Raw genomic sequence first — 23239 nt, forward strand, 5'->3', positions numbered from 1 at the left:
TTCCATTCAAATGGATTAAAAAACTATTGTATTGATAATTATTGTATGTGATGTAAACCCTTACTGTCAATAAAATTTTCTGAATTTTAGCACGATAACACTTTAGCACGATAATAAATGAAAGGTAAAAAATTGATAAAAGGGCTATTCATAAAGATATTAAATCTTTGTGAATAGCCCCAATATTTGTGTGTTAATCCAATTTTAACCCTTTTAATGCTTCTGCCAATGCATTATTCAATGGTTCTTCATCTTTTTGTTGATTTTTCAAATACTTTTGTACAGTCCGTTTATCCACCTTGCCGCCGGTTTCTTTTTTGCGGCGAGCTTCAAAAGCAGATAGTTTTTCACGGTATCCACATTTACATGCAAAGATTTGTCCTTCGCCTTCACCGCGAAGCTCTAGTTTTTTATGGCATTGTGGGCAGCGTGCATTTGTGACTCGTGATACATTTTTACGATGACCGCATTCCCGATCTTGGCACACGAGCATCTTACCTTTTTTGCCATTCACTTCAAGCATTGGTTTTCCACAGTCCGGACAATTTTTTGTAGAAATATTGTCATGCTTGTATTTTTTATTACTTGTTTTAATTTCTGCAACGATTTCTTTTGTGTAGTTTTTCATTTCACTGATAAAAACGTCTTTTTTCAACTTGCCATGAGCAATCTGATCAAGCTTTTGTTCCCATTCAGCAGTCAAAGTAGGAGATTTTAGCTCTTCAGGGACTAAATCTAACAATTGACGACCTTTAGAAGTAATATGAATGTCTTTGCCGCGCTTTTCGATTAAGAATGAATTGAATAGCTTTTCAATTATATCAGCACGTGTAGCAACAGTACCTAAACCACCAGTTGATTTTAACGTTTCTGCCAGTTGTTTATTTTTTGTTTCCATATATTTCGTAGGGTTTTCCATGGCCGAAAGTAATGTTGCCTCATTAAATCGTGCAGGTGGATTAGTTTGACCAGATGTTTGGGCCATTAGTTTCACGATTAATGTGTCGCCTTTTTCAATGCGAGGTAAAATCTGTTCCTTTAGGTCATCTGCTGCATCGTCATCTTCAAAGCGATTTCCGTATACTTCTTTCCAACCAATTGATAAAATAGTTTTTCCCCTAGCAACGAAGTTCTCATCACCGATTTTCGCACGCAGCGTTAATTGCTCATACTCGAAAGCCGGGAATAATACTGCTAAGAATCGTTTTACAACTAAGTCATAAATTTTCCGTTCTTTATCTGTGAAGGCTGAGAAGTTTACATAGCTTTCTGTTGGAATAATGGCATGGTGATCTGAAACTTTGCTATCATCGACAAATGCTTTAGAAACTTTTATCGGCTTGCTTAAAATCTTATTCGTTAAAGGACGATATTCTCCTACCCCACATGCTCTCAATCGTTCTGGAAGCGTTCCTACAATATCTGAAGAAATGTATCGCGAATCCGTACGCGGATATGTTAAAACTTTATGTTGCTCATACAGCTTTTGCATAATGTTTAACGTTTCTTTTGCAGAGTAACCAAAGATTTTATTCGCATCCCGTTGCAATTCTGTTAAATCATAAAGTGCTGGGGAAAAAGACTTTTTCGGTTTTTTCTCAATTTCTGTTACAATCGCATTTTGTTTACCTATTCTTTTGACAATCGCATCGGTTTTTTCCTTCTCAAAGCTGCGACTATTCCCTTTTGCATCTTGCCAAGTCAGCTTTAAATTGTTCGACGTTTGGGCTTCAATGCCATAATAGGTTTGCGCTTTGAAATTTTTAATTTCATCCTCACGAGCAGCAATCATGGCAACAGTTGGTGTTTGAACACGACCGCAGTTTAATTGGGCATTGAATCTGGTTGTTAATGCGCGGGTTGCATTTAGACCAATATACCAATCCGCTTCTGAGCGGGCGACAGCTGAAGCATACAAATTGTCATAAGACTTGCCAGGCTTCAAGTTGGCAAAACCGTCTTTTATTGCTTTATCGGTAACAGATGAGATCCATAGTCGTTTAATCGGTTTATTGACTTTTACTTTATCAATAATCCAACGTGCAACTAATTCTCCCTCTCTTCCTGCGTCTGTAGCCACGATTATTTCGGTGACATCCTTTCTTATCAGTTGACTCTTAACGTCATTAAACTGTTTTCCAGTCTGCTTAATGACGGTCAATTTCAAACGATCAGGCAGCATAGGCAGGTCTTCTAAATTCCATGTTTTATATTTCACATCGTAACTTTCTGGGTCAGCAAGGGTGACTAGGTGCCCTAGTGCCCACGTTACAATATATTTATTACCTTCTAGATACCCATTTCCTTTTTTATTACAATTAAGTACACGTGCAATATCACGTGCAACAGAAGGTTTTTCAGCAATTACAACACTTTTTGCCATATTTAATACATCCTTTCAATTTCCATAAGTTAAATATAGCATACGTACAAAAATAATAATAAAACTGTTCCATTTAAGGGCTAGATTCTAGTATGATGAAATGGCATCAAAAATGGAAATGAGGATACAGCATGAAGATAAAGGATTGGGATCCAAATCTAAAGGTTCGCTTATTTAGTGAAGCCATGATGAACATTACTTTTTGGATGTTTTTCCCTTTTTTAACGATTTATTTTGCAGAAGAATTTGGCAAGAATAAAGCAGGATTATTGTTGGTATTCTCACAGATCTTTTCCGTGATAGCCAACCTGATGGGCGGATACTGCGCCGACCGCTTCGGACGTAAACGTATGATGGTTCTATCCGCCATCGGACAGGGACTTTCCTTTTTAGCATTTGCCATTGCAAGCTCTCCTTGGTTTCATTCTCCTTTGGTGGGCTTTCTATCGTTTGCCGTTGCAGGTGTTTTCGGTTCCTTTTACTGGCCTGCAAGTCAAGCGATGGTAGCCGATGTTGTCGACGAAAAACATCGCAGCAGTGTTTTTGCCATTTTCTATACATCTATTAATATCGCAGTTGTCATTGGTCCCATTTTAGGAGCTATTTTTTATGTCCATTATCGCTTCCAACTGCTGCTTGTTGCAGGCATAGTGTGTATTTTACTAGGTTTTATTTTAGCCAAATGGACGCGTGAAACGGCTCCCCTTCAAAAAACAGCAGAGCCATCTATAGATGGAAAATGGTATTACTTTTTAATCAACCAGTTAAGGGATTATTCTCTTATTGTAAAGGATAAAACCTTTCTATTATTTATTCTCGCCGGTGTATTGGCAGGACAGACGTTTATGCAGCTGGACTTATTAATTCCTGTCTATATAAAGGATGTTGTTAAAAATCAGAATCTGTTTTCATTTGGGGAATGGTCGTTTGTTGTCAAGGGTGAGCAGGCTTTTGGAATTGTACTCGCAGAAAATGGCCTCCTTGTGGCATTATTGACTGTTGTAGTAACAAAATGGATGGGCAAATATTTTGAACGAAACGTATTTGTACTTTCATCTATTGTTTATGCAGTATCCATTGTGATTTTTAGTCAAACTCACTTGATTTGGGGACTTATTTTAGCAATGGCCGTATTTACGTTTGCAGAACTAATGGGAGCTGGGCTTCAGCAAAGTTTTGTTTCTAAGCTTGCACCTGAACATATGCGAGGACAATATTTTGCTGCAGCAAGCCTGCGGTTTACCATTAGCAGGACGATTGCCCCCCTTTCGATTCCTTTGACCGTTTGGATCGGGTATGGCTGGACGTTTGTTACCTTGGTTATGTTAGCACTCCTAAGCAGCGTTTTATATTGGGTGATGTTCTATTCATTTGAAAAAAAATCTATAAAAGCTGGGGCCTGATTGGTCCCTTTTTTGTTGATATTCAAAAAATGTCCAAATAATTGTACTGAAATGTTCACAAATGCCCCTTTTAAAATTATAATCAATGTGTAAACGTTTTTATTTTATAAGGGCGGTGGAATCAATGGAATTATCGCAATTCATGGCTCCAACTTCATTATCAGGCATCATTACCTTTATCGTTTTATTTTCAGCAGGTGTTTATTTTAATATAAAAGTATACGGAAGCAAACTTCAGTAGAGATGAACATCTTTACTGTTTTTTTATGTTTAAATGCTAGCGGTTTCTTTTTCCAATTAAAAAAGCTACAATATATAGGAAGATTCTGAAAAGGAGACATACATATGAACGATTTCCAAAAGAACCTTGAAAAATATGCTGAGCTTGCTGTTAAGGTTGGGGTAAACATTCAGAAAGGCCAGACCTTGGTTATTGGTGCAACGTTGGATGCTGCTGAATTCGTGCGCTTAGTTGTCAAAAAGGCGTACGAAACAGGTGCCACCAATGTCGTCGTCAATTGGAACGATGATACGGTAACACGAACAAAATACGATTTAGCTCCAGATGATGCCTTTCTTGAGTATCCACAATGGCGTGCAAAAGAGCAGGAAGAGTTCGCGGAAAAAGGGGCAGCCTTTATGTCCATTATTTCCACAAGCCCGGATTTACTTAAAGGTGTCGATCCTGAACGGATTGCAAACTTCAATAAAGCTGCTGGTAAAGCATTGGCCAATTACCGAAAAGCTGCACAATCTGACAAGGTTAGCTGGACCGTCATTGCAGCAGCATCTCCAGCATGGGCTGCTAAAGTTTTCCCTGATGTACCAAGTGAGCAGCAAGTAGACAAACTTTGGGAAGCAATTTTTAAGGCATCTCGTGTGGATGTTGAAAATCCAGTGGATGCATGGAAAAAGCACGACGAAACCCTTCATGAAAAAGTACACTATTTAAATGAAAAACGTTACTCAAAGCTTCACTATAAAGCAACTGGCACAGACTTAACCATTGAGCTTCCGGAAAAACACATCTGGGTTGGAGCAGGCAGTGTGAATGAAAAAGGCTTTGAATTTATGGCCAATATGCCGACCGAAGAAGTGTTCACCGTTCCATTAAAAACCGGTGTCAACGGCACGGTTGCCAGCACAAAGCCGCTTAGCTACGGAGGAAATATCATCGATCGTTTTTCGATCACTTTTGAAAACGGAAAAATCGTTGGCGTGAAAGCTGAGGAAGGCGAAGAGATATTAAAACGCCTTGTCGATACAGATGAAGGCTCCCATTATCTTGGAGAAGTGGCGCTAGTTCCATTTAATTCGCCAATATCACAGTCTAACGTTCTTTTCTTCAACACCTTATTTGATGAAAATGCTTCTAACCATTTAGCAATCGGAAGTGCATATGCGTTCTGTATTGAGGGCGGAAAGCAAATGTCATCTGAAGAATTAGGAGCAAACGGACTTAATGAAAGCATCACCCACGTTGATTTCATGATTGGATCAGCTGAAATGGATATCGACGGCATTACTGCCGATGGAAAAGTAGAACCTGTCTTTAAAGCAGGAAATTGGGCTTTTTAAAAAGAAAAGCGGAAGCGCCTTGTCCAGGGGCGACAAGCATAAGACGAGCCGGCGGGAAGGTTGCTTTTTAACCTTCTCGACGGATTGGCTTATGACCTCGAGCCCCTAGGCGCTGTAGCTGGACAAAAATAAGTGGTGTCAGGCCCAGATGAAAATCTCACATGGTGCCTGACACCCTCTTTTTTATGGAGTAAAAATAATGGCTCCATCTTTTGCTTCAGAAACTTTTTCTCGCATTTTGTTAAGTTGCTCCATCGGATCCTGCAAGATGACCTTTCCTAACAAATTAATTAAGCCTAGTGATTTTAACAGGCCCTCTTCCCAGCTTTGAAGTTCTTTTGTCAGTGAGGTGTTACTTTGACAAACGTTATTCAGTGGAACTTTCTTGGCTATTGAATCATCAATTAAATCCAATGCCAGCTCTTTGGTGATAACCCCTTTTGCATCCACCATTCTTTCGCAAACTGTTTTTACAACCTTATCGACTTTTTCTGTCGTACCGCTAATAACTGGATCAAGTGGCTTTAAGACCGGATCAAGCGGTTTTACAACTGGCTTTAACGGCTTTAAGATAGGTTCAAGTGGTTTGGTTACTGGATCAAGAGGTTTCAAAATGGGCTCTAATGGTTTTGTCACCGGATCAAGCGGTTTGGTTACAACATCAATAACATCTTGAATGGGGTCTGTGACCTTTCCAATAGCTCCAGATGATTGATTTGTACTCGAACCATCTGTACATGTCAGAGGCAAATGCCCAGTAGAAATTTTTTCAATTTCTTTATCCAACTGATTCAATGGAATTAGACTTAAATCTTGAAGGATTTTTAGTTTATCAGGCTTTTCTGCTCCGGCATTTCCTGATAGGGTACTAAGGACCAACTTTTCTATGAAACTATCATCTGATTTCATATAATGGGCGACCATTACCACATCTTCCATCCCAATCTCTGGCAGGGACTCTGATGCATGGATGCAGGCTCCTTTAAAGGAAATAGCGGTAGTATCCACTATCATCCCCTTTACTGTGACCGGTCCATTCGCTTTTAAAGAGATACTAATTGGTCCCTTTCCGGATTCAACAAGTTTTGTTAGTCTCATTCCATATATAGTTGCCGATTGATATTGGATTCGAAGCATAGGCTTTTTATCGTTTTCAGAGGTTTCTTGTTTAACAATCGATGCCGTCATTCCTGAGCCAACCACTCGATCTGCCTCAATAATAAACCCATCCGTATCCAATTTCTCCGCAAATACACTGTTACCGAGAGAGCATACTGTTAAAAAAATGAGCGTTAGACTACAACTAAACAAGATAATCTTGCTTTTCCACCACATAGTAAGCTCCCCTTTAAAAATTGTGTACCGTTTCTTCTACACCACCAGAAGGTGAGACCTTTACTTTTGCTGGACCAAGGCGCCATGCTATCAGTAAGGCACCCCCAATGATGCCAAATAGAGTACCGAACAAAAAGCCACCTAGGGCGCCAATTACCGAAAGAATCGATAAAAATATCGTAAAGATTCCTAGAATTTTAGAAGCGTTCGGAAAAAATAATGCAATAATTCCAATTAAGGTAATTAAGCCACCAAATAGAAGCCCTATGATGGCAATCGATCCTGGAAGAAAAGTACTAAGATAAAGGTTTAATGGAACCCATAGAATCATTAATCCACTAAGTATCGTAAATATTGCTCCCCATAAGGGACGTTGCTTTCGCCATTTGACAATGCCCATATGCCTGCACTCCTATTTGTTGATTTTTTCTACCGTAAGTTTCATCCCATTCATATTAATGGTTTTCTGAAAGAGATAGTGTGTTTTTAATTTGGCATGCTCTAAAGTTATTTTTGTAGATTTTTGCTGGAACTGCTTCATCCAATCATCGCTATGCTTTTCCTGAAGCACTAAGTTCTCGAATTTTGCATCTGCCTGAATGAGACTGGCGTCATGCTCCAAACCGCTAATTTGGACTGGCTTAGATGCGGCAATTTTAACTCGAATCCATTCACCGCCAACTTTAAAATCCTTATACAATTGTAGATTGTCAATGGTTAAATTTTCGATGATATTCGTACCTTGCGGGGCCGAATCAGAAGTGCTTGTTTCACCCATTTTTGGATAGAAGGTGTACCCATTTCCTACAAGTTTGTCAAACTCTACATAGAAATCACCAACCCCAGCAATCGGAACAGCATACGCTACACCTGATACGCCAAAAGACACTAACAGTAATGCTAACGTCAAAATACCTGCACCTAGCGCTGACCAAAAAACCTTTTTACTTGTTGTCCCCTCCACAAGTTGAACTGGACTTTCCATCATAACCCCTCCTATTTTTCCGAATCTTATAAAAAATCTTTCTTTCATTAACCTTACTATCCTTGGTTTACTAATACAATTACGGAAAATATCGTGAAATGAATAGGAACCCGACAAATGTCGGGGTACGTTTCCACTACGGACATATTGGAATATTTTCCTTCGAATGTTTTATTTAAGGAATGTTTTGGAGGTGGAAGGAAATGGAGCACAAAGTGGAAGCGCTTTTACTGAAGGGCCTTGATCTCCTGATTGAGCACCGAGAGCCATTTTTGAAGGAATGGAAAGAGCTTCTGCCTTCATTAAAATCCCGAAATGATAGTTTAGTTGATGAATTTGATAGTATGATTGAGATTGCCTTCCAAAAAGTCATAAATGAAAAGCCGCTACGAATAGACTCTCTAATTCTTTCATTGCTGACCGAGTGGCAAAAACGTTTTTCTAGTAAATTTGATGAAAATGAAACAATCTTTCTCGTGACAACGATTGAAAATATTTTTCATAAACTGGCCGCTGCCAATCCTTCCTCGAACTTTTTCGACCATCAGGCCATCCAAGCGTTTTTTGCAAGAATGCTTGACCAAGCGTTGTTAACTCAGGATACGGAGAATCTAACGGAGAAATGGATTAAAATGATTATGGCTGCGAACATTCTCCCAATGAAATGGGTTGCAGTTGTAAAAAAAGAGCAAAACGATTTTCAAATTGATTGTGTGGTTTGCACTAAGATTCAGGAAACGGACAGCCATTTAATTGAAATGTGCTCAGGATTAAAATCTGGGGAAATTGATCATCTTTCACTAGCCATTAAAAGGCTAATGGGTGCAGGCAAAGATGATGGGCAAATCCTTAAAATCCCATGTTTAAATGAAATTCTTCTTGTTTGCCTGGAGGATAGCGAATTTGATATCAGTGAGCAGCAAATCGAGTTCATTCGTGATATGTATTTACGTCAATTAAGGCTTTATCATCTTGAGAAAAAAATAGTCTGGAAGGATGCTTCCCTGCTTTTTTTACAGCACTTGCTATGTTCCCGTAATGCAGAAGATGCAGTTAAAGCGATTACAAAAGGGTTAGTGGATTATATGCCCTTCAATCGCTGTGCTCTATTTTTATATAATCATTACGAGGATACAGGGATAGGCGTTTCTGGGTATAATGTCAACATCCCTTCGGTGCAGCAAATAAAGGAGGAGGTTTTTGAGCTCTCCTTAATTCAGAAATATTTACTGCCCCTGATTCAATCCCAGCCCCTTTATTTTGCCAATGCGGCAGAGGTTTTGCCGAAAAAATATGTGCAAGAATATAAGCTGCGCTCTTTAGTGGTACTGCCAATATTTGCTCCATCAAAAAGCAGATTACTAGGAATTGCCCTTTTAGACCAGGGAGAAGATTCAGAGTTTGTTGTTTCGTCGCAAACCCTGGCCACCCTGATTAAATTTGGCAGATATGCAGGGGAATTAATGTATTCCATCTGGGATGAGGCGATACAAAAATTTGGCGGTTCTGATTGCCTGTTAACACAGCGGGAAAAGGAAGTTTTGAAACTGATCGCAAAGGGTGCTTCTATTAACGAAGCAGCAAAAGAACTTCATTTAAGCAGTTATACCGTTCGCGACTATGTTTCAGTGATTATTCAAAAATTAGCCGCTAAAAACAGAACGGATGCCGCGGTAAAAGCGTTAAAAATGAATTTAATCTCCTAAAAAAGAGCAGCTCCATTTCGGATGCTGCTCTTTTAGTGATTAGCGGTTATCCATTTTTTCAGGATATAAATCGTGGTTCATCATCCGGTAATCGGCCATTTGCTCATACTTTGTCCCCAGTTTCCCGTAGTTGTAGTAAGGGTCAACTGGGAACACTCCAAAACACGAGCCATTTCCTTTGACTGATTTTCTTTTTTCTCCTCATAAGCATGAAAAAATCTCTTTCTGTTTCATTCATTTGATCCACCCCCTCACTAATATTCATCTGGTGAAATTTTTATCTTATTGGAATCTTCACTTAATTCAAGAATTGTTGAGCTATTGTTAATTCCATGTAAAGAAACATGCCTATGTATTCTTTCCCCCTGTACATCTAATAAAATTATAGTAGTAAATATATTCTTAGGGGGTATCATGTGATATGGCTAATCTAAAAGATAAATTTACTATTGAAGACATTAAAGAGTTAGACAAAAGGCTTAATAGTATTTATTATCGTGCTACACATGGAATCACTTTAACAAGTTCAGGGATTACGGAAATTCAATTATTGAACATAATAGACAATCTATGCAGAGCATCTGGTATGCTATGTGACGTAATTGAACAACAGTTAGAAGGAAATATTGAAACAGTCGATCCTTATGGATACATTATTCGTAAGATTGGTACTGCTGAAAATGGGATTGAAAATTTCTTAAAGGTTAAAAAAATCGACTTATATTAATCTCACGGAAGCCAATATAAAGGCTTCTTTTTTGATTCACCACCTTCCGATTAATCTAGGTCGTTATCAGACTTATTTGTTGTTAATCTGAATGGCACAAGTGTTTTACGCTATTTACCCCTTCAAAACGTTCAAATGCTTCCAGTGAAATGAATAGGAATGTTTGTGAACGTATTAGTTGAATTTGTTATGTAATGCTTTTTATAAACAAAAGAATGGGATGTAGAATTGACGGATATTATTAGGAATTATACTGTCAAAAATCTTATTGTCTACGATTAATTTTCTAAACATTCTACATTTTAGCGAGAATTTCTCTATTGGCAAATAGAATATAATTTTAATTTCAAAAAGAAAAACCACTAAGTTGTCTTAGCATTCATTTATTCAATACCTCTCAATTTCCGCTGATTTGCTTACCAATTTTCGATTTCCTTGAGAAATAGCAAGTAAAAAGCAAAACTCGCCATAACATGAAGTGACCCCAAAAAGTTAGACATTTTATTTTTAGGCAACCTCTTGGGTTTCCCGACTCCCCCCTTATATGAACGATATTTTTTCATACGAACAATGCATTTTAGGCCCAGCACTTTCATCAATCGCTGGACTTTTTTATGATTTATCGTATGCCCCTGATTCTTCAATTCATCTGTAATACGACGGTATCCATAGCGCCCTTTATGTTCATGATAAATAGACTGAATCAATGTTTTTAATTCAGCGTCTTTATCCGGACGATCAAATGTTTTAATCCAGTAATAATATGTACTTCTTTTAATGTCAGCGAGTTCAAGTAATGCACCAACAGGAAATTCTAGCCTTAGTTCAAAAACTACTTTCGCTTTGTCTTGCTTTGTGATTTTTCCTTGCTTTGAACTAAGGCATTCAACTTTTTTAAATAAGCATTCTCCATACATAGACGTTCTAATTCATTTTGAAGTGCTTTTATCGATCCCTCTGCTGGTCCTTGTTTTTTTGATATTTTTTTAATCTCCTTTTTCATAGACGGTCGCCCCTTTTCTTTTGGTTGTAGGGCATCAAATCCTTCTGATTCAAAGGCGATTTTCCATTTTCGAAGTGTAGCACTAGATGGGATATTGAAGATCACCGCTGTTTCCCTGATAGACGTCCCATTTTCATTCATGTAATTTAGTACGTCTAGTTTATTCTGTGCTGGGTAGGATGTATAGCGTTTTACAAAAGCATTTTCCCCAAATTGTTCATAGTGTTTAATCCATTCGTTCAATAAACTATGGTGTACACCGATAGAATTCGCAATTGTTCTTAATCCGTCATTACCATTTAAGTATTCTTTAACTGCTTTTAATTTGTCCCCAGGAGAAAATTTCACCATAACAAAAACTGCACCTCCAACTGTTAGTTATGTCTAACAATTGGGGTGCAGCCCACATTGGTCGACTCATTTTACTTGTGATCGTTTTTCATTCGCTCAGTTGCTCCTGTCGTTTCTTTGCCCTGATAAGCTCTTGCTTACGTTGGTGCAACAAGAAAAAAGGATCGCCGCAGCCATCCCATTCTTAAACTCTTGCACCCGTTAGTCATCAATGTCAGCATTACTATAACCATAAATATAAAGAATACTGTTTTTTTAGCAATTTGATCACTCACACTTAAATTCTTGCATCACCACTGTCTTCCCGGATCGCCTGCCATAGTATTAACGGTACCCCTAGGGTAAAGTACGGAATAGTGGTCCATTACCGGGTCCTGATTGTTATTTGAAGGATGAGGAAATACTAACAAAATCTTGTATTCCGAACTTACAACATACCCTATAATTTCCTCACCTTTACTTTTTGCATCATATGCCGGAGTTCCATATGCTTTCTTCACCATAGAAAGTGATAATTCATTTAATTCCTTATCAAAGGATCTCGCCTCGAAGATCTGCTCCCCTTTGTTGAAGCCAAATACCACATTGTATTTCGAAAATACAGCATAATTCCCTTTAGCTCTAGGTACCCAATCGACCTTATCCGGATTTCCAAGCTTTTTCTCTGCTTCTTCTATAACTGTAGTTTTAACAGGAAACTCAGAATTTATGATTTTACCATGCTTTGCCAATTGCATAATACTTGCAAGAAGCTTTCTCTGAATGCTCTCCTGAGATGATGAAGTAGCAGAATTGTTATTCGATGCTGACGCAGCAGAGTTGTTATTCGATGCTGACGCTTGGCTTGTATTATCTTGTGTTGCATTGCTTTGTGATGCTTGATCTTGCGATGTTTTATCCACTGACGGAGTAGAATTAACATTAGAACTATTTGTACCATTTGTACCGCTGTTGTTATTTTGGCTACCCCCTGTACTGACTGATTTAATGGTACTTGAGCAGCCTACCATAATTGTAAGAAATACAGCTAAAACTGCACATATTACCGAACTTTTTTTGAATCGTGTAATCATAATAATTCTCCTTTTATTGTATTTACTTGCAAATCCTAATGCCCCGGTAATGCCCCTTTTTTCTGAGTATAATCTAAGCATATTGATCATAGTCTGACCGTATTTTTTGACTTCTTCTGTCTTTAAGGTGTTGAGGACAGCCGCATCACAAGCCAGCTCACAGTCTTGTTTTATCTGATTAAGTGAATACCAGATTAAGGGATTAAACCAATATATTGCTTTAACAAACATAAGCAAGGTGTTTACCACTAAATCCTTGTTCCTAATATGAGTTAATTCATGGCTGAGTATAAACCTAAGCTCTTCCGGGTTTAATTTGTCTATAAGCTCCTCTGGAATTAAAATTTTAGGACGTATCACCCCGTAAACTGCAGGCGATTTCGAGTAATTATTATAAATAATTTTCACCTTCGAATTTACTTTAAGCCTTGATTTTTCTGCTTCAAGAATTTCGATTAAGTCTTCTCTTTCACAGCTTGAGCACTTTTTCAATTTAGCCATCATCAAGATATTTACACATAGAATAAACAGTAAAGCTGATGAAACACCTATTATCCACAGCACAGCCGCAGTATCATAATTAAATATAGCCCCTTTAGTACTAGGATCAGCTAATGCCTTACTAACCTCTTTCGGCGGTGTATTTCCGGTTTTAATAGAACTGTTTGAAATTATGTTGGGAACATATTGCTCTGCTATAAAATTAATTTCAAGTTCCTTCTGCTTATTTGGAATAAAATTCAGCAAGCTTATATGACTTTGAATGCCTATTGGGAGTATTAGCCTAAGTACAAGCATAAACCAAATATAATAATGAAGCCTTGCGCTAAGCTTTTGTCTAAAAATTGCCTTAATGGCAAGTATCCCTAAGGCTAAAATACTGCCCATAAGTGACAGTAACAAGACTTCTTTAAATACTGCAGATAAAACCATGCTTCAACACCTGCCTTTTACTCATTCATTTTTTTATCAAGCAATCTTTGAAGTTCTTCTATTTCTTTTTCAGAAATCTTCTCATCCTTTATAAAATTGGCGAGCATAAGGTGGAGAGAACCATCGTATACCTTTTGCATAAACGACCTTGTTTCTTCTCGTATAACGTCTCTTTTATCTACCAAAGGATAGAACTCATACTGAGGCATCTCCTTATTCACACCTAAAACTCCCTTTTTTACCAGTCTGCTTATTAATGAATGAATTGTTTTCGGACTCCATTCCTTATTAGAACTTATTGCCTCTATTATCTTCGCAGCAGTTAATGGAGCTTCTTCCCATAACACCTTCATTACTATCCACTCTGCATCAGATATTTTGCGATCTATTTTCTTCATCTTTCTTCCTCCATCCTACAAGTGTAATCTTCGTTTATAGATTACACTTGTAGGATGGTGTTGTCAATAGCTTATTTGCCTACAAAAATACAAAAAGTATTCAGGCAAAGCCTGCTTAGACGCGGGTTTATAGCGAGCTTATAAGTGTGCTTACCTACGAAGATTTTCTTTCCATTAAATTTGTTCATAAGCCAGCCAGATACTGGAACTGCAATCGCAAGGGTTAAAACCTAACCTGTAATGGACCATTGGATGGTATCTAATGTCGTGTTGAAATCGTTAGTTAGTTTGTCGATGTCGATCTTCACCATAGTTGAGTCAAGCATTAGAGCAACTGCTCCAACTGCAAACAGCCCAGGCAGCCGACATATCTAGGTACCTATACAGAAGAAATATTGACTCAGTCTACGTTTACTTGCCTGAAACATAAAAAACCCCGACTTCCATTTATAAGAAAATCAGAGTTTTTACTTTAAAAAAACTATTGCTTAAACACAATTATTTAGAATTTAAAGCACCAACTACAGGATTTGGAACATAAGGTTATCTGTCTTTCTGACTATTTTCAATGCCTTTATTGCTACATCATAAATTTCCCGACCGGCATCCCATTTTACAAAAGAACGAAATAAAGAAGCCTATAGCACGATACAAAGCTATAGCCTTCTTATTGTTTTATTCAAAGCTTACATATATGATAACTAAGTCCTTATGAAAGAGTTAACCACACAATACAAAACGCTATCTTTTTATATGATAACCTCGTTCATATTGTTTCGGTACATTTAACTGCTTGCTACGTAATTCAATAGCTGCATGGGTTGACCAATATGGATCCACTAGCATTCCACGGGCAATTGCCACCAAGTCTGCATCTCCATTCCCAATCACTGCCTCCGCTACAGCAGGTTTCTCCAGCATTCCTACTGCAATTACCGGAATGCCGACCTCCTCACGAATCTTACGGGCAAAAGGAACCTGGTAGCCTGGGTAATTTCCTGGCTTTCTTTCACCTGGAATTCCTTCACCACCGCTACTCACATGAAGAATATCAGCACCTGCTTCTTTATAGGCTTTACTTAGCATAATGGCATGATCTAAATCGTAGCCCCCATCAGCGTATTCTACTGCTGTGATACGGACAGATAGAGGCATGTCAGATGGTATTTCTTTTTTAACAGCTTGAATAACCTCTCTTCCAAAAAGGGAAAGATCCTCACCGTATTGATCATCACGTTTATTCGTAAGCGGTGATTGGAATTGATGAATCAAATACCCGTGCGCAGCATGAATTTCAATCATGTCTACCCCTGCTTTCACTGCCCTTCTTGCTGTATCAACAAACAACTGAACCATTTCCTTTACTTCCTCGGTGGATAAAGCACGAGGAGTTTTATAGCCCTCATCAGGGAATTTTATAGCCGATGGGGCAACTGGATTAGCAGCATCCTCTGCTTTTCGTCCGGCATGGGCAATCTGTATGCCTATTTTTGTACCATAGGCATGGACCTGGTCAATAATTCTTGAAAAGGCGGGAATTTGGTCATCTGACCATAAACCAAGGTCATAGTTTGTAATTCTTCCATCAGGATCTATATCAGTCATTTCCATGATGATTAGACCAGTCCCTCCTATGGCTCGGCTGATGTAATGAACATAATGCCATTCGTTAGGCTTCCCGTCCTTTTCAGTAACCGAGTATTGGCACATCGGAGCCATAACAGCCCGATTCTTCAATTTTAAAGATTTCAGTTCAAACGGTGAAAATAACTTATTACTCATTCCTTTTCATCTCCAAATAATTTTTCGTTTTTTGGGACAGCTTTGTCTGTTCTCTTTTTTTCCTAACATATCATTTAAAAACATCCGTGTGAATTATGAAAAATTATCAAATATCTCTATAACCCTAATGAAATATATTTAGTTTCTAGATAGTCTTCAATTCCATATTTTCCGCCTTCTCTTCCTAAACCACTTTCTTTGTATCCTCCAAAAGGAGCTTTTGCTGTAGAAGGTACTCCAGTATTTAATCCTACTACTCCATAATCCAATCTACCTGTTAGTAAGATTGCTTCGTTAATGTTTTCAGTGAACACGTACGCTGCAAGACCAAAGGACTATTGTTGGCTCGATCATTTACTTCGTCTAACTCTTTAAATGTAGCAATTGGAGCTACAGGTCCAAAATTTTCTTCCACCATACAAAGCATATCATCAGCGATAGCGTTAATAACCGTAGATTCTAAATAAAAACCTTGTTCTTCCATAATTCTTTTACCACCCGTAAGAACTTTACCACTTTTTTAACAGCATCTTCTATAAGCTCAAATAATCATTATTACTTGCCCAATCCTCATCATCAACTTCCCATTCTGTTGAACCTGTAATATAAGGTTGAATACCGTCTTCACGAATGATGTTAAGCAGGACCCATCATAGAGGAAACAGTTGTTACCCCATCTCGTTTATCTATGATTATTTGCATCTATTCGACCAATAATCGTCCTCTAATAAAGCTAACCAGTAGAAAAATAATTGGAAAACCGATCATGAAAATTGGGAAAATGAATTTAATCCAAACAAAATTAGTATAATCCAACATTCCAAAGATATTTGCAGGTACTAAGGAAATAGTGAAAATGACGGGTGCAGCAAATCCGATCATTACCCGCCAATTTTTGATACCAAACAATTGTGCAGTTCCATAGCTATTGATGAACAAGTAAATGGACAACTTTACGAATACACTAAAAATCCAGATGAACACGATCCAGACATCCAGATTTTGAATAAATTCTAGATAATTAATAAATCGAACCATACTAAAATACGGAAAGACTAAGGTTGAGCTGATATTTATTCCAAATGTTGTAATAATCATAACCGCCGTGAAAATTGCGATTAATGATGGAGTGCCAATTGCCAATAGCGTCGGCTTTAGGAGTTTTTGCGGGTTCGTAATAAAAGGCGTTAACATCATGATCATCATGGACTCTCCTAGGAAGGATGCATTCGCCAGTGAACCCTTTAAAATGTTTATTACTCCAGAATCCGCGTATACAGGCAAAAGAAGAGTCGGGTGAATATTAGATAAATTTAATGCAAAAGTAATGACAATGCCAACCAGAAGTAAAGGTCCGGCCATTTCACTGAATCGGGCAATAGCTTCGACGCTTCCTGCGTAGTTTATGTAGATCTGCAACCATAAGAGCCGCGATAATCCATATCGGCGTATCGTGAAATAGAACTTGATTAATGAAAAAAGAAAAGATTCTTAATATATCGGCTGATACCGAAAACCACATCAAAATATACAACACACCTATTAGTTTTCCAACCCACTTTCCAAAAATCCTTTGTGTAAACTCCACCAGCGTATAGGAAGAATGCAACTGACTGACTCGAACTACAATCAGCGTCACGACTAGTCCAATGACACCGGCAACTATAAGTGAGATCCAAGCGTCCTGTTTAGCAATTTCGATTGTTGGCGATAAAGTCAGCCAAATACTCATCGAAATTTCTAACGTCGTGAAAAGCCAAAACAATTGCCATGTTGAAATTTTCATTTTCTTTCTCCTATCCCTGGGACTGGCTTTCCTATATCCCCTGTACTCTGAATTTTTAATTTGACATCCACCGATACTTCAAGCGTCGGGAATATTTGATCCCATTTGTTTCGAATTTTTTTCCAGTAGTAAGGATGTTCTCTATGAAATTCTTCACCGAATCCAAACACGTCCTGTCCATACTTATGCTGAATTTTTTTTATTGTAGCTTCTACTTGCCTTTCTTTAATTTCATTAATTTTGCGTTCTAACCGGATGCGTTCGGCGGATACCGAAAGGTCAATATCCGTATTATTTTCAAGCAACCTCGCAGTTCCCACCAGTTTCAAATGGGCTTTCAGTTTATTGTTTTTAAATTCCGTGTGAACGTATCTTTTTAAGTTGGATTCATACATAGATATACTACCTTGCCCTGTTTCTTCAGTTACGAATCGATTCTTTAAAGTCCCTTTTATCCAAAACAATTCTAGAGATGCTCTCTCGCTTACTTTTCCAACCATTTGCAAATTTTTATTAAATATAGCAACGGATTTAACATCGAAGGATTCGTGTTTCTCTTGCTTATTTTTTGGAGAGATTTTGATCATCGGCATGGTAGGCCGAATGCCATCCCTTCCTACATCGAGTAAGACATCCCGTAAGGCAGTGTCTCCTAATCGACTAAATCGGTCTTGATCAACGGCTGCGATCGCGGAGAATGGATTGAACGGACTGTTGATATTTATTACATCCTTTCCTTTACCGTTATCTACTACAAAAATATCTGTCCGCATTCGAGTATCAGTATTTCGCGTAAATTGATCCATAACATCGGTTAGCCCCTTACGTGCCATCTTTTCTCCAATAAAAATGGCCCTGCGATGGCCAAGAAATACTTTGCGGGGAAGCTTGTCTTGAATTTTTTGCTCCAAATCTAAGATGGAAGATCCAGTTGCAGTTACCACGATATTCGCCCTTTGCCCTTTTCCCCCGCCTCCTTTGGAGATATTCATTTCGGCGGGAATTGCGATTTGAGCGCTTTTTTCAAGTTTGCCGCTATCCGATAAATCAAGGGCAGATCCTATCCAAAAAGCGTAATCGTTTATTTCATTCCTGTCCCAACATCCAGTAAGCAACAACACCAGCATTAAACAAATGACTGAACAGCAAATTTTCTTCATTGTTTTCGTGGTGCCGAACTGAACCGTTTATTCATTCTTATCAGCGTGTCCTTCCAGAAGTTTGGTCCAATAGGAGCAACCGGTTTTAAATATGGTATGCCGAACGACTTAAGTGTCACAAGGTGGATCATGATAAAAATAATCCCTATCGCAACTCCGTACATCCCAAGGAATCCCCCTAATATCAGCAAAGGGAACCGCAGAATGCGAAAGGGCAAAGCCAGACTATAGTTGGGAAAAGCGAATGAAGCAATACCAGTACCTGCAACAATCATTACAATAGGAGCAGAAATAAATCCAGCTTGGACGGCTGCTTCCCCAATAACCAATGCGCCTACGATACTCACGGCTGAACCGATCGCATTAGGCAATCGAAGACCAGCTTCCCGCAATCCTTCGAACATAAGTTCCATTAACATAGTTTCAATTACGGTCGGAAACGGAATACCTTCTCTAGACGCTGAAATACTTAGCATAAGAGCAAGCGGGATCATCTGAGGATGGAACGTCGTTAGCGCAACATATAGGGAAGGAAGCAAGCAAGACAAAATTGCCAGCAAGATCCGCAAGAGTCTGACTGCGGATACGTATAAAAAGCGTTCATAATGGTCTTCCGCCGCTTGAAAACCTGACCAAAATGTCATTGGCAACAACAATGCTTTGGAGAACCGTCAACGATAATGGCTACTCTTCCTGCCAATAAACTCGCTGAAACGGTGTCCGGACGTTCTGTATTTTGGATTTGAGGGAATAGGGATAAAGTCTTGTCTTCAATAAATTCTTCAATATAGCTGGAATCCAACAGTTGATTAGTGCGGAAAGCATGAAGTCTTCTTGTAACTTCTTGTAGTAATTCGGGCTTGACCTTATCTTCGATATATGCAATGACAAATTCTGTATTGGTCAACTCGCCAGATTGATGGCTTTCAATCTTTAGTTTCGAATTACTTATTTTTCTTCGAATCATACTTAAATTTGTTTTTAGGTCTTCGGTGAATGCCTCACGTGGACCGCGTATCGATGCTTCATTTGAAGGTTCATTGATCGAGCGTTGTTTAAAAGTAGTCAGATCTGCTAAGTAAGCATAAGGCTTCCCGTCTAGAAAGATGGCTGTACTGCCCTTCAGAACTTTTGCTACAATTTCTGATAAGCGAACTACAATTTTATACTGTTTCAGTCGGTCAAAATCACGACTAATCATACATGCCGAAATAATCTGTTCTAATTTGTTCGAATCGGTCAGTTCTTCTATATATACGAGCAGAATGTCAGAGTGATCTGATAGTTTCAACGGCCGAAATACGATATCAGCGCAGTTACGAAAAATGTATCGCAACGCATCATGATTGATGTTAACTTCTTCACTTATATCTACGGGAATACTTGGTTCCATTCTGATCACCACCTTTTTCGATAAATCAGTATATATTTTGAGTGGAACTATATTGCTTTATTCATAATCACACTAAGAAAGACTGTCGCAGCAATTTGCTCCTTTTTGTCCGAATTTCTATTAGAGAATCCAACTTGTTTAGAACAAAATTCTTAATATCTTTCTGATATCTTCTTTTTCGAGTGGAAGCCTAAATGCCATTAATTATAAGAAGATGGTAGTAAACCAATCGGATCCCAATCATTAACAATCTTTTTAACTAATTTAAATAATTCATTGTATTTCTCTTTTAGTTCTTTATTTGACAATAAGAACCTCTCCCTTGAGAAACAATATTCTAATTCCTTCTTTAACTAAACTGCTTACGTAAGTGGAATAAGAAAAAGAGCCGCAGCAACGACCCTTTGTAAAACTCAAGCACCCGTTACTTTAAGTGTAGTTCTTCACACTCTAACCCGTTACATAAAAGCGACTGCTCATTATAAACATTCACCACTGAAAAAAAACTTCTTGGTTCTGCTCTTCTCGACCTAATGGAGCCTTTAGGCAACCATTGTTATCCTATCATCCCCCTTGCTTTCATCATCCCTTTCACTTTTATATTCCCTATATTACGATGGGGGCAAGTTTTGCTGTACCCCTCCAGGCATTGATCCTGTAGCAAACCCTTTTGGGAGATAAGGCGACAGCAGTCGCTTTATCTCTCAGAACATCCTTTAGTTCTTCCCTAAAGTATATGTATAATAGAAAAAAAGCCCTCAAATTTCAAGGGCTTTGAAGAGTGGAGAAAACTACGGTAGCGACATTCACTTTTCTAGCTCGATTGTCTAGCCCAAACGTACTTGATGGTTTTACGGCTCGTCAATTTCCTGTGTGACTGTAGGAAAATATTTTTTAAATATTTTCGGCTTTCGGCTGATCAATTACATCGGGGTCAATATAAGTTGTAGCATTTACCCCAGTATTTACTATCACTGCTCCCCCTGTGTTAAATGCTCCGGAGCCAGCAGACGCCTTCGAGTGATTCTTAGGTGTTAAAACCGAGGAATCACCGAATTTGACAACAGCAAATGTAGTGACGTTATCAATTTGTAATGGTCCAAGAATAGTTACAGGCATTAGTAACAACCTTTCATTTAAAATTACTTTTATATATTTCCGACAATCGGCTGATCAATTACATTTGGGTCAATATAAGTTGTACTGTTTATAGCCGTATTTGTCATAACCCAAACCGCTGTGTTAAATGCTCCGGCTCCAGCAGGAGTCTTAGATGCATTTTTTGGTGATACAACAAGGCTATCACCAAATTCGACTACACCACTTGCACTGATGGTGGTAATTTGTATGGGGCCAAAAATATTTGCAGGCATTTGTAGGTATCCTTTCATTTAAGTTTATTTCAATATATGCTCTTATCCCTGTTCTTGTTCTTGTTCTTCTTCTTTAGAGGTACTGCCCAAAAACAAGAGATACCATAGAACATAATAAACCTAATAGACATACATTAGAGTATAAATTGTTAAAGGAAGTTGACTAAAATGGGATTTGACCGAGATAAAATTGATATAGGGGAAATTACAGGAGGAGTCGTTAATTTTAACGGTGCTCTAGTTATTTCTCCCAAATCTGCTTCAAAATCTGCCCTTGGAGCAGGTGCAGGAAACACTGCTGTTTTCAGTTTTACTAGTACTGCTGCAAGTGCAACGAATACAATAGATTTTGATGTAATTGATCAACCAGTTAATGGCAATATCTAAAATAAGCGGAAAAAGATAGTGCAATAAGCAAAGCCGGAACCTGTTAGTGAGCAGGAATTCGGCTTTTTTTTGTAAAAAATGGATTAGCGTTGATCCGTATTTTGCTACCTATACATAAAGCAAAAAATTCCAATCTAATTTTACTGGGAATTTGATGAGTGGATTGCGGAGAGGGTCTTTTAATAAAGTACCTTTTAGCCTATCAGTTATACAGACTCCGAATTAACGGTATAACAATAGTTGTTGCGTCCTATTGTATACTACACCTAGGGAATATTAAACCTATTTGTCAGGCATTTCTACAGAATTAAGAACAGGTAAGTACAAGATGAGCAGGCTAGTGCTGGAGCACATAAGGGAACCTGCTTCTTGTGCTAAACTGCCCCGTTCGTATTATAAGTTAGCCAGAATGCTAAATATTTCTGGTTGACCATTTTTTATTTGGTCTTATTATATCAGTAGCCAGGGTAGAACGTAACTGCCCGTGGGGCTTCGACCCCGTCAGCTAAACGGTTCGCCCCCTACTTGTAGAAACATGATTGAGGCTGGTTGGGACTTAGATCTCGTATAACAATCGAAGCTGTGACACTGCATGGAGGAATTAAGGGGTACTGGCAAATTACTAGATCCTAGTGTATTCGAATCTGGTAAGTTTACAGCCACCAAAAACCGAATCACCAAAAGAGGATCCAGTAGGCTTCGTCACGCCTTATATATGGCTGTTCGTTGTGCGATTCGTGACTGTCGCAAGAGCAAAACAAGCGATGAGATCATTCCTCGTAATAAGAAATTACGAGAGTTCTATGATAAGAAACGTGAAGAAGGAAAACCCTTTAAAGTAGCTGTCATTGCTTGTGTAAATAAGCTCTTACATTGAATATTTGCCCTTTTAAAGAATAAAACAATTTTCCAAGATATAGCTTAAAACCTATATCTAACTAAATAACACAAAACCTTCCAAAATTAGTCTAACGGAAGGTTATTTGGCATGCACATTTTTAGTATAGCATGGGATATTTTAAATTTTTATTGAAAAATATTGACAAACTATTAGCTGGTTTAGCTTAATAAGTTCTAATAAAAAAAGCGTTAATCCTTCTTGGATTAACGCACCCGTTCGCCATCCATGAAGCGCAAAATCGGCGCTTCACCACAAAGAATGAAAATGTATTGTCCATACTGCTTCTAAGGCTGGGAGAGGAAGGTCGATAAATTATGGTGCCTTTGAGCCCATCCGTTAGTCTGACTCCAACGACCACGGTGCACCACAAACTGTCGCTCCCTTACGGGAAGCACTCATGGTAGATTAATCCTAATTCTGATTGTTGCACCAGCCTCCAATTTTCAAGCCTAGAAAGGAAGATTTCAGTGGATGTTATCATTGAAAGAGCATGTGGATTAGATGTCCATAAGGACAATATCACTGCTTGTATTATGACTTCTCAAGGAAAGGAGATTCAAACATTTTCTACTAAAACGGTTT

Annotated in this window: 15 protein-coding genes and 7 pseudogenes; 6 read left to right on the forward strand and 16 right to left on the reverse strand. The window is 38.3% G+C overall.

What is annotated here, in order from left to right; translation table 11 throughout:
• Nucleotides 1-193 precede the first annotated feature (193 nt).
• Nucleotides 194-2383, reverse strand: coding sequence for a DNA topoisomerase III (locus ABES02_RS10080; RefSeq protein ID WP_430133751.1), 2190 nt, complete (start codon nucleotides 2381-2383; stop codon nucleotides 194-196).
• A gap of 131 nt (nucleotides 2384-2514) precedes the next feature.
• On the opposite strand from ABES02_RS10080, the gene ABES02_RS10085 reads away from it, so the two are divergent.
• Nucleotides 2515-3786: an MDR family MFS transporter gene (locus ABES02_RS10085; protein WP_430133753.1), complete on the forward strand. Its 1272-nt coding sequence runs from the start codon at nucleotides 2515-2517 to the stop codon at nucleotides 3784-3786.
• Between the two features lie 345 nt (nucleotides 3787-4131).
• Entirely contained in the window at nucleotides 4132-5364 is a 1233-nt protein-coding gene (locus tag ABES02_RS10090) for an aminopeptidase (RefSeq protein ID WP_430133755.1), read from the forward strand.
• 183 nt (nucleotides 5365-5547) lie between these two features.
• Here ABES02_RS10090 and ABES02_RS10095 read toward each other — a convergent pair whose 3' ends face one another.
• The 3 genes from ABES02_RS10095 to ABES02_RS10105 are packed head-to-tail and all read right to left on the reverse strand — an operon-like array spanning nucleotide 5548 to nucleotide 7684.
• Nucleotides 5548-6699, reverse strand: coding sequence for a hypothetical protein (locus ABES02_RS10095; RefSeq protein ID WP_430133757.1), 1152 nt, complete (start codon nucleotides 6697-6699; stop codon nucleotides 5548-5550).
• A 13-nt stretch (nucleotides 6700-6712) separates the two neighbouring features.
• On the reverse strand, nucleotides 6713-7099 hold the full coding sequence (locus tag ABES02_RS10100) for a DUF6114 domain-containing protein (RefSeq protein WP_430133759.1): 387 nt from the start codon (nucleotides 7097-7099) through the stop codon (nucleotides 6713-6715).
• A gap of 12 nt (nucleotides 7100-7111) precedes the next feature.
• On the reverse strand, nucleotides 7112-7684 hold the full coding sequence (locus tag ABES02_RS10105) for a DUF6230 family protein (protein WP_430133760.1): 573 nt from the start codon (nucleotides 7682-7684) through the stop codon (nucleotides 7112-7114).
• 203 nt (nucleotides 7685-7887) lie between these two features.
• Between ABES02_RS10105 and ABES02_RS10110 the strand changes: the two genes are divergently transcribed.
• The gene (locus ABES02_RS10110; RefSeq protein WP_430133762.1) at nucleotides 7888-9390 is read left to right on the forward strand and encodes a response regulator transcription factor; all 1503 of its coding nucleotides are present in this window, start codon (nucleotides 7888-7890) and stop codon (nucleotides 9388-9390) included.
• 39 nt (nucleotides 9391-9429) lie between these two features.
• Here ABES02_RS10110 and ABES02_RS10115 read toward each other — a convergent pair.
• Nucleotides 9430-9549: pseudogene (locus tag ABES02_RS10115) on the reverse strand (preQ(1) synthase); the annotation flags it as partial.
• Nucleotides 9550-9811: 262 nt separating this feature from the next.
• On the opposite strand from ABES02_RS10115, the gene ABES02_RS10120 reads away from it, so the two are divergent.
• Complete coding sequence (locus ABES02_RS10120) at nucleotides 9812-10117, forward strand: hypothetical protein (protein WP_430133764.1); 306 nt, start codon at nucleotides 9812-9814, stop codon at nucleotides 10115-10117.
• Nucleotides 10118-10620: 503 nt separating this feature from the next.
• Here the strand turns inward: ABES02_RS10120 and ABES02_RS10125 are convergent.
• From ABES02_RS10125 to ABES02_RS10175, 11 genes and pseudogenes are all read right to left on the reverse strand, one after another.
• Nucleotides 10621-11471: pseudogene (locus tag ABES02_RS10125) on the reverse strand (IS3 family transposase); the annotation flags it as partial.
• A gap of 290 nt (nucleotides 11472-11761) precedes the next feature.
• Nucleotides 11762-13477, reverse strand: a complete 1716-nt coding sequence (locus tag ABES02_RS10130; protein ID WP_430133767.1) for a M56 family metallopeptidase — start codon at nucleotides 13475-13477, stop codon at nucleotides 11762-11764.
• Nucleotides 13478-13494: 17 nt separating this feature from the next.
• A complete protein-coding gene (locus tag ABES02_RS10135) occupies nucleotides 13495-13875 on the reverse strand; it encodes a BlaI/MecI/CopY family transcriptional regulator (protein WP_430133770.1) in 381 nt (126 codons plus the stop codon).
• Nucleotides 13876-14027: 152 nt separating this feature from the next.
• A pseudogene (locus ABES02_RS10140) lies at nucleotides 14028-14244 on the reverse strand (MFS transporter); the annotation flags it as partial.
• Between the two features lie 372 nt (nucleotides 14245-14616).
• Nucleotides 14617-15657: an NADH:flavin oxidoreductase/NADH oxidase gene (locus tag ABES02_RS10145; protein ID WP_430133772.1), complete on the reverse strand. Its 1041-nt coding sequence runs from the start codon at nucleotides 15655-15657 to the stop codon at nucleotides 14617-14619.
• A gap of 116 nt (nucleotides 15658-15773) precedes the next feature.
• A pseudogene (locus ABES02_RS10150) lies at nucleotides 15774-16177 on the reverse strand (aldehyde dehydrogenase family protein); the annotation flags it as partial.
• A 182-nt stretch (nucleotides 16178-16359) separates the two neighbouring features.
• Nucleotides 16360-17443 (reverse strand): annotated as a pseudogene (locus tag ABES02_RS10155) (GerAB/ArcD/ProY family transporter).
• Nucleotides 17440-18603: a Ger(x)C family spore germination protein gene (locus ABES02_RS10160; protein WP_430133774.1), complete on the reverse strand. Its 1164-nt coding sequence runs from the start codon at nucleotides 18601-18603 to the stop codon at nucleotides 17440-17442. Before ABES02_RS10160 ends, ABES02_RS10155 begins: the two are co-directional and overlap by 4 nt.
• Nucleotides 18600-19996 (reverse strand): annotated as a pseudogene (locus ABES02_RS10165) (spore germination protein). The gene ABES02_RS10160 and the pseudogene ABES02_RS10165 overlap by 4 nt, the downstream one beginning before the upstream one ends.
• 894 nt (nucleotides 19997-20890) lie before the next feature.
• Nucleotides 20891-21115 (reverse strand): spore germination protein, encoded by a 225-nt coding sequence (locus tag ABES02_RS10170; protein ID WP_430133777.1) that lies wholly within the window; start codon nucleotides 21113-21115, stop codon nucleotides 20891-20893.
• A gap of 29 nt (nucleotides 21116-21144) precedes the next feature.
• Nucleotides 21145-21369 carry a spore germination protein gene (locus ABES02_RS10175; RefSeq protein ID WP_430133779.1) on the reverse strand — a complete coding sequence of 75 codons (225 nt, stop codon included), beginning with the start codon at nucleotides 21367-21369 and terminating at the stop codon, nucleotides 21145-21147.
• 168 nt (nucleotides 21370-21537) lie between these two features.
• Between ABES02_RS10175 and ABES02_RS10180 the strand changes: the two genes are divergently transcribed.
• Together ABES02_RS10180 and ABES02_RS10185 are read left to right on the forward strand one after the other, a co-directional pair.
• Nucleotides 21538-21756, forward strand: a complete 219-nt coding sequence (locus tag ABES02_RS10180) for a spore germination protein (protein ID WP_430133782.1) — start codon at nucleotides 21538-21540, stop codon at nucleotides 21754-21756.
• Nucleotides 21757-22378: 622 nt separating this feature from the next.
• Nucleotides 22379-22633, forward strand: a pseudogene (locus ABES02_RS10185) (transposase); the annotation flags it as partial.
• Nucleotides 22634-23239 lie beyond the last annotated feature (606 nt).

This window comes from Neobacillus pocheonensis, from assembly GCF_050477905.1.
Classification (GTDB): domain Bacteria; phylum Bacillota; class Bacilli; order Bacillales; family Cytobacillaceae; genus Neobacillus; species Neobacillus pocheonensis_A.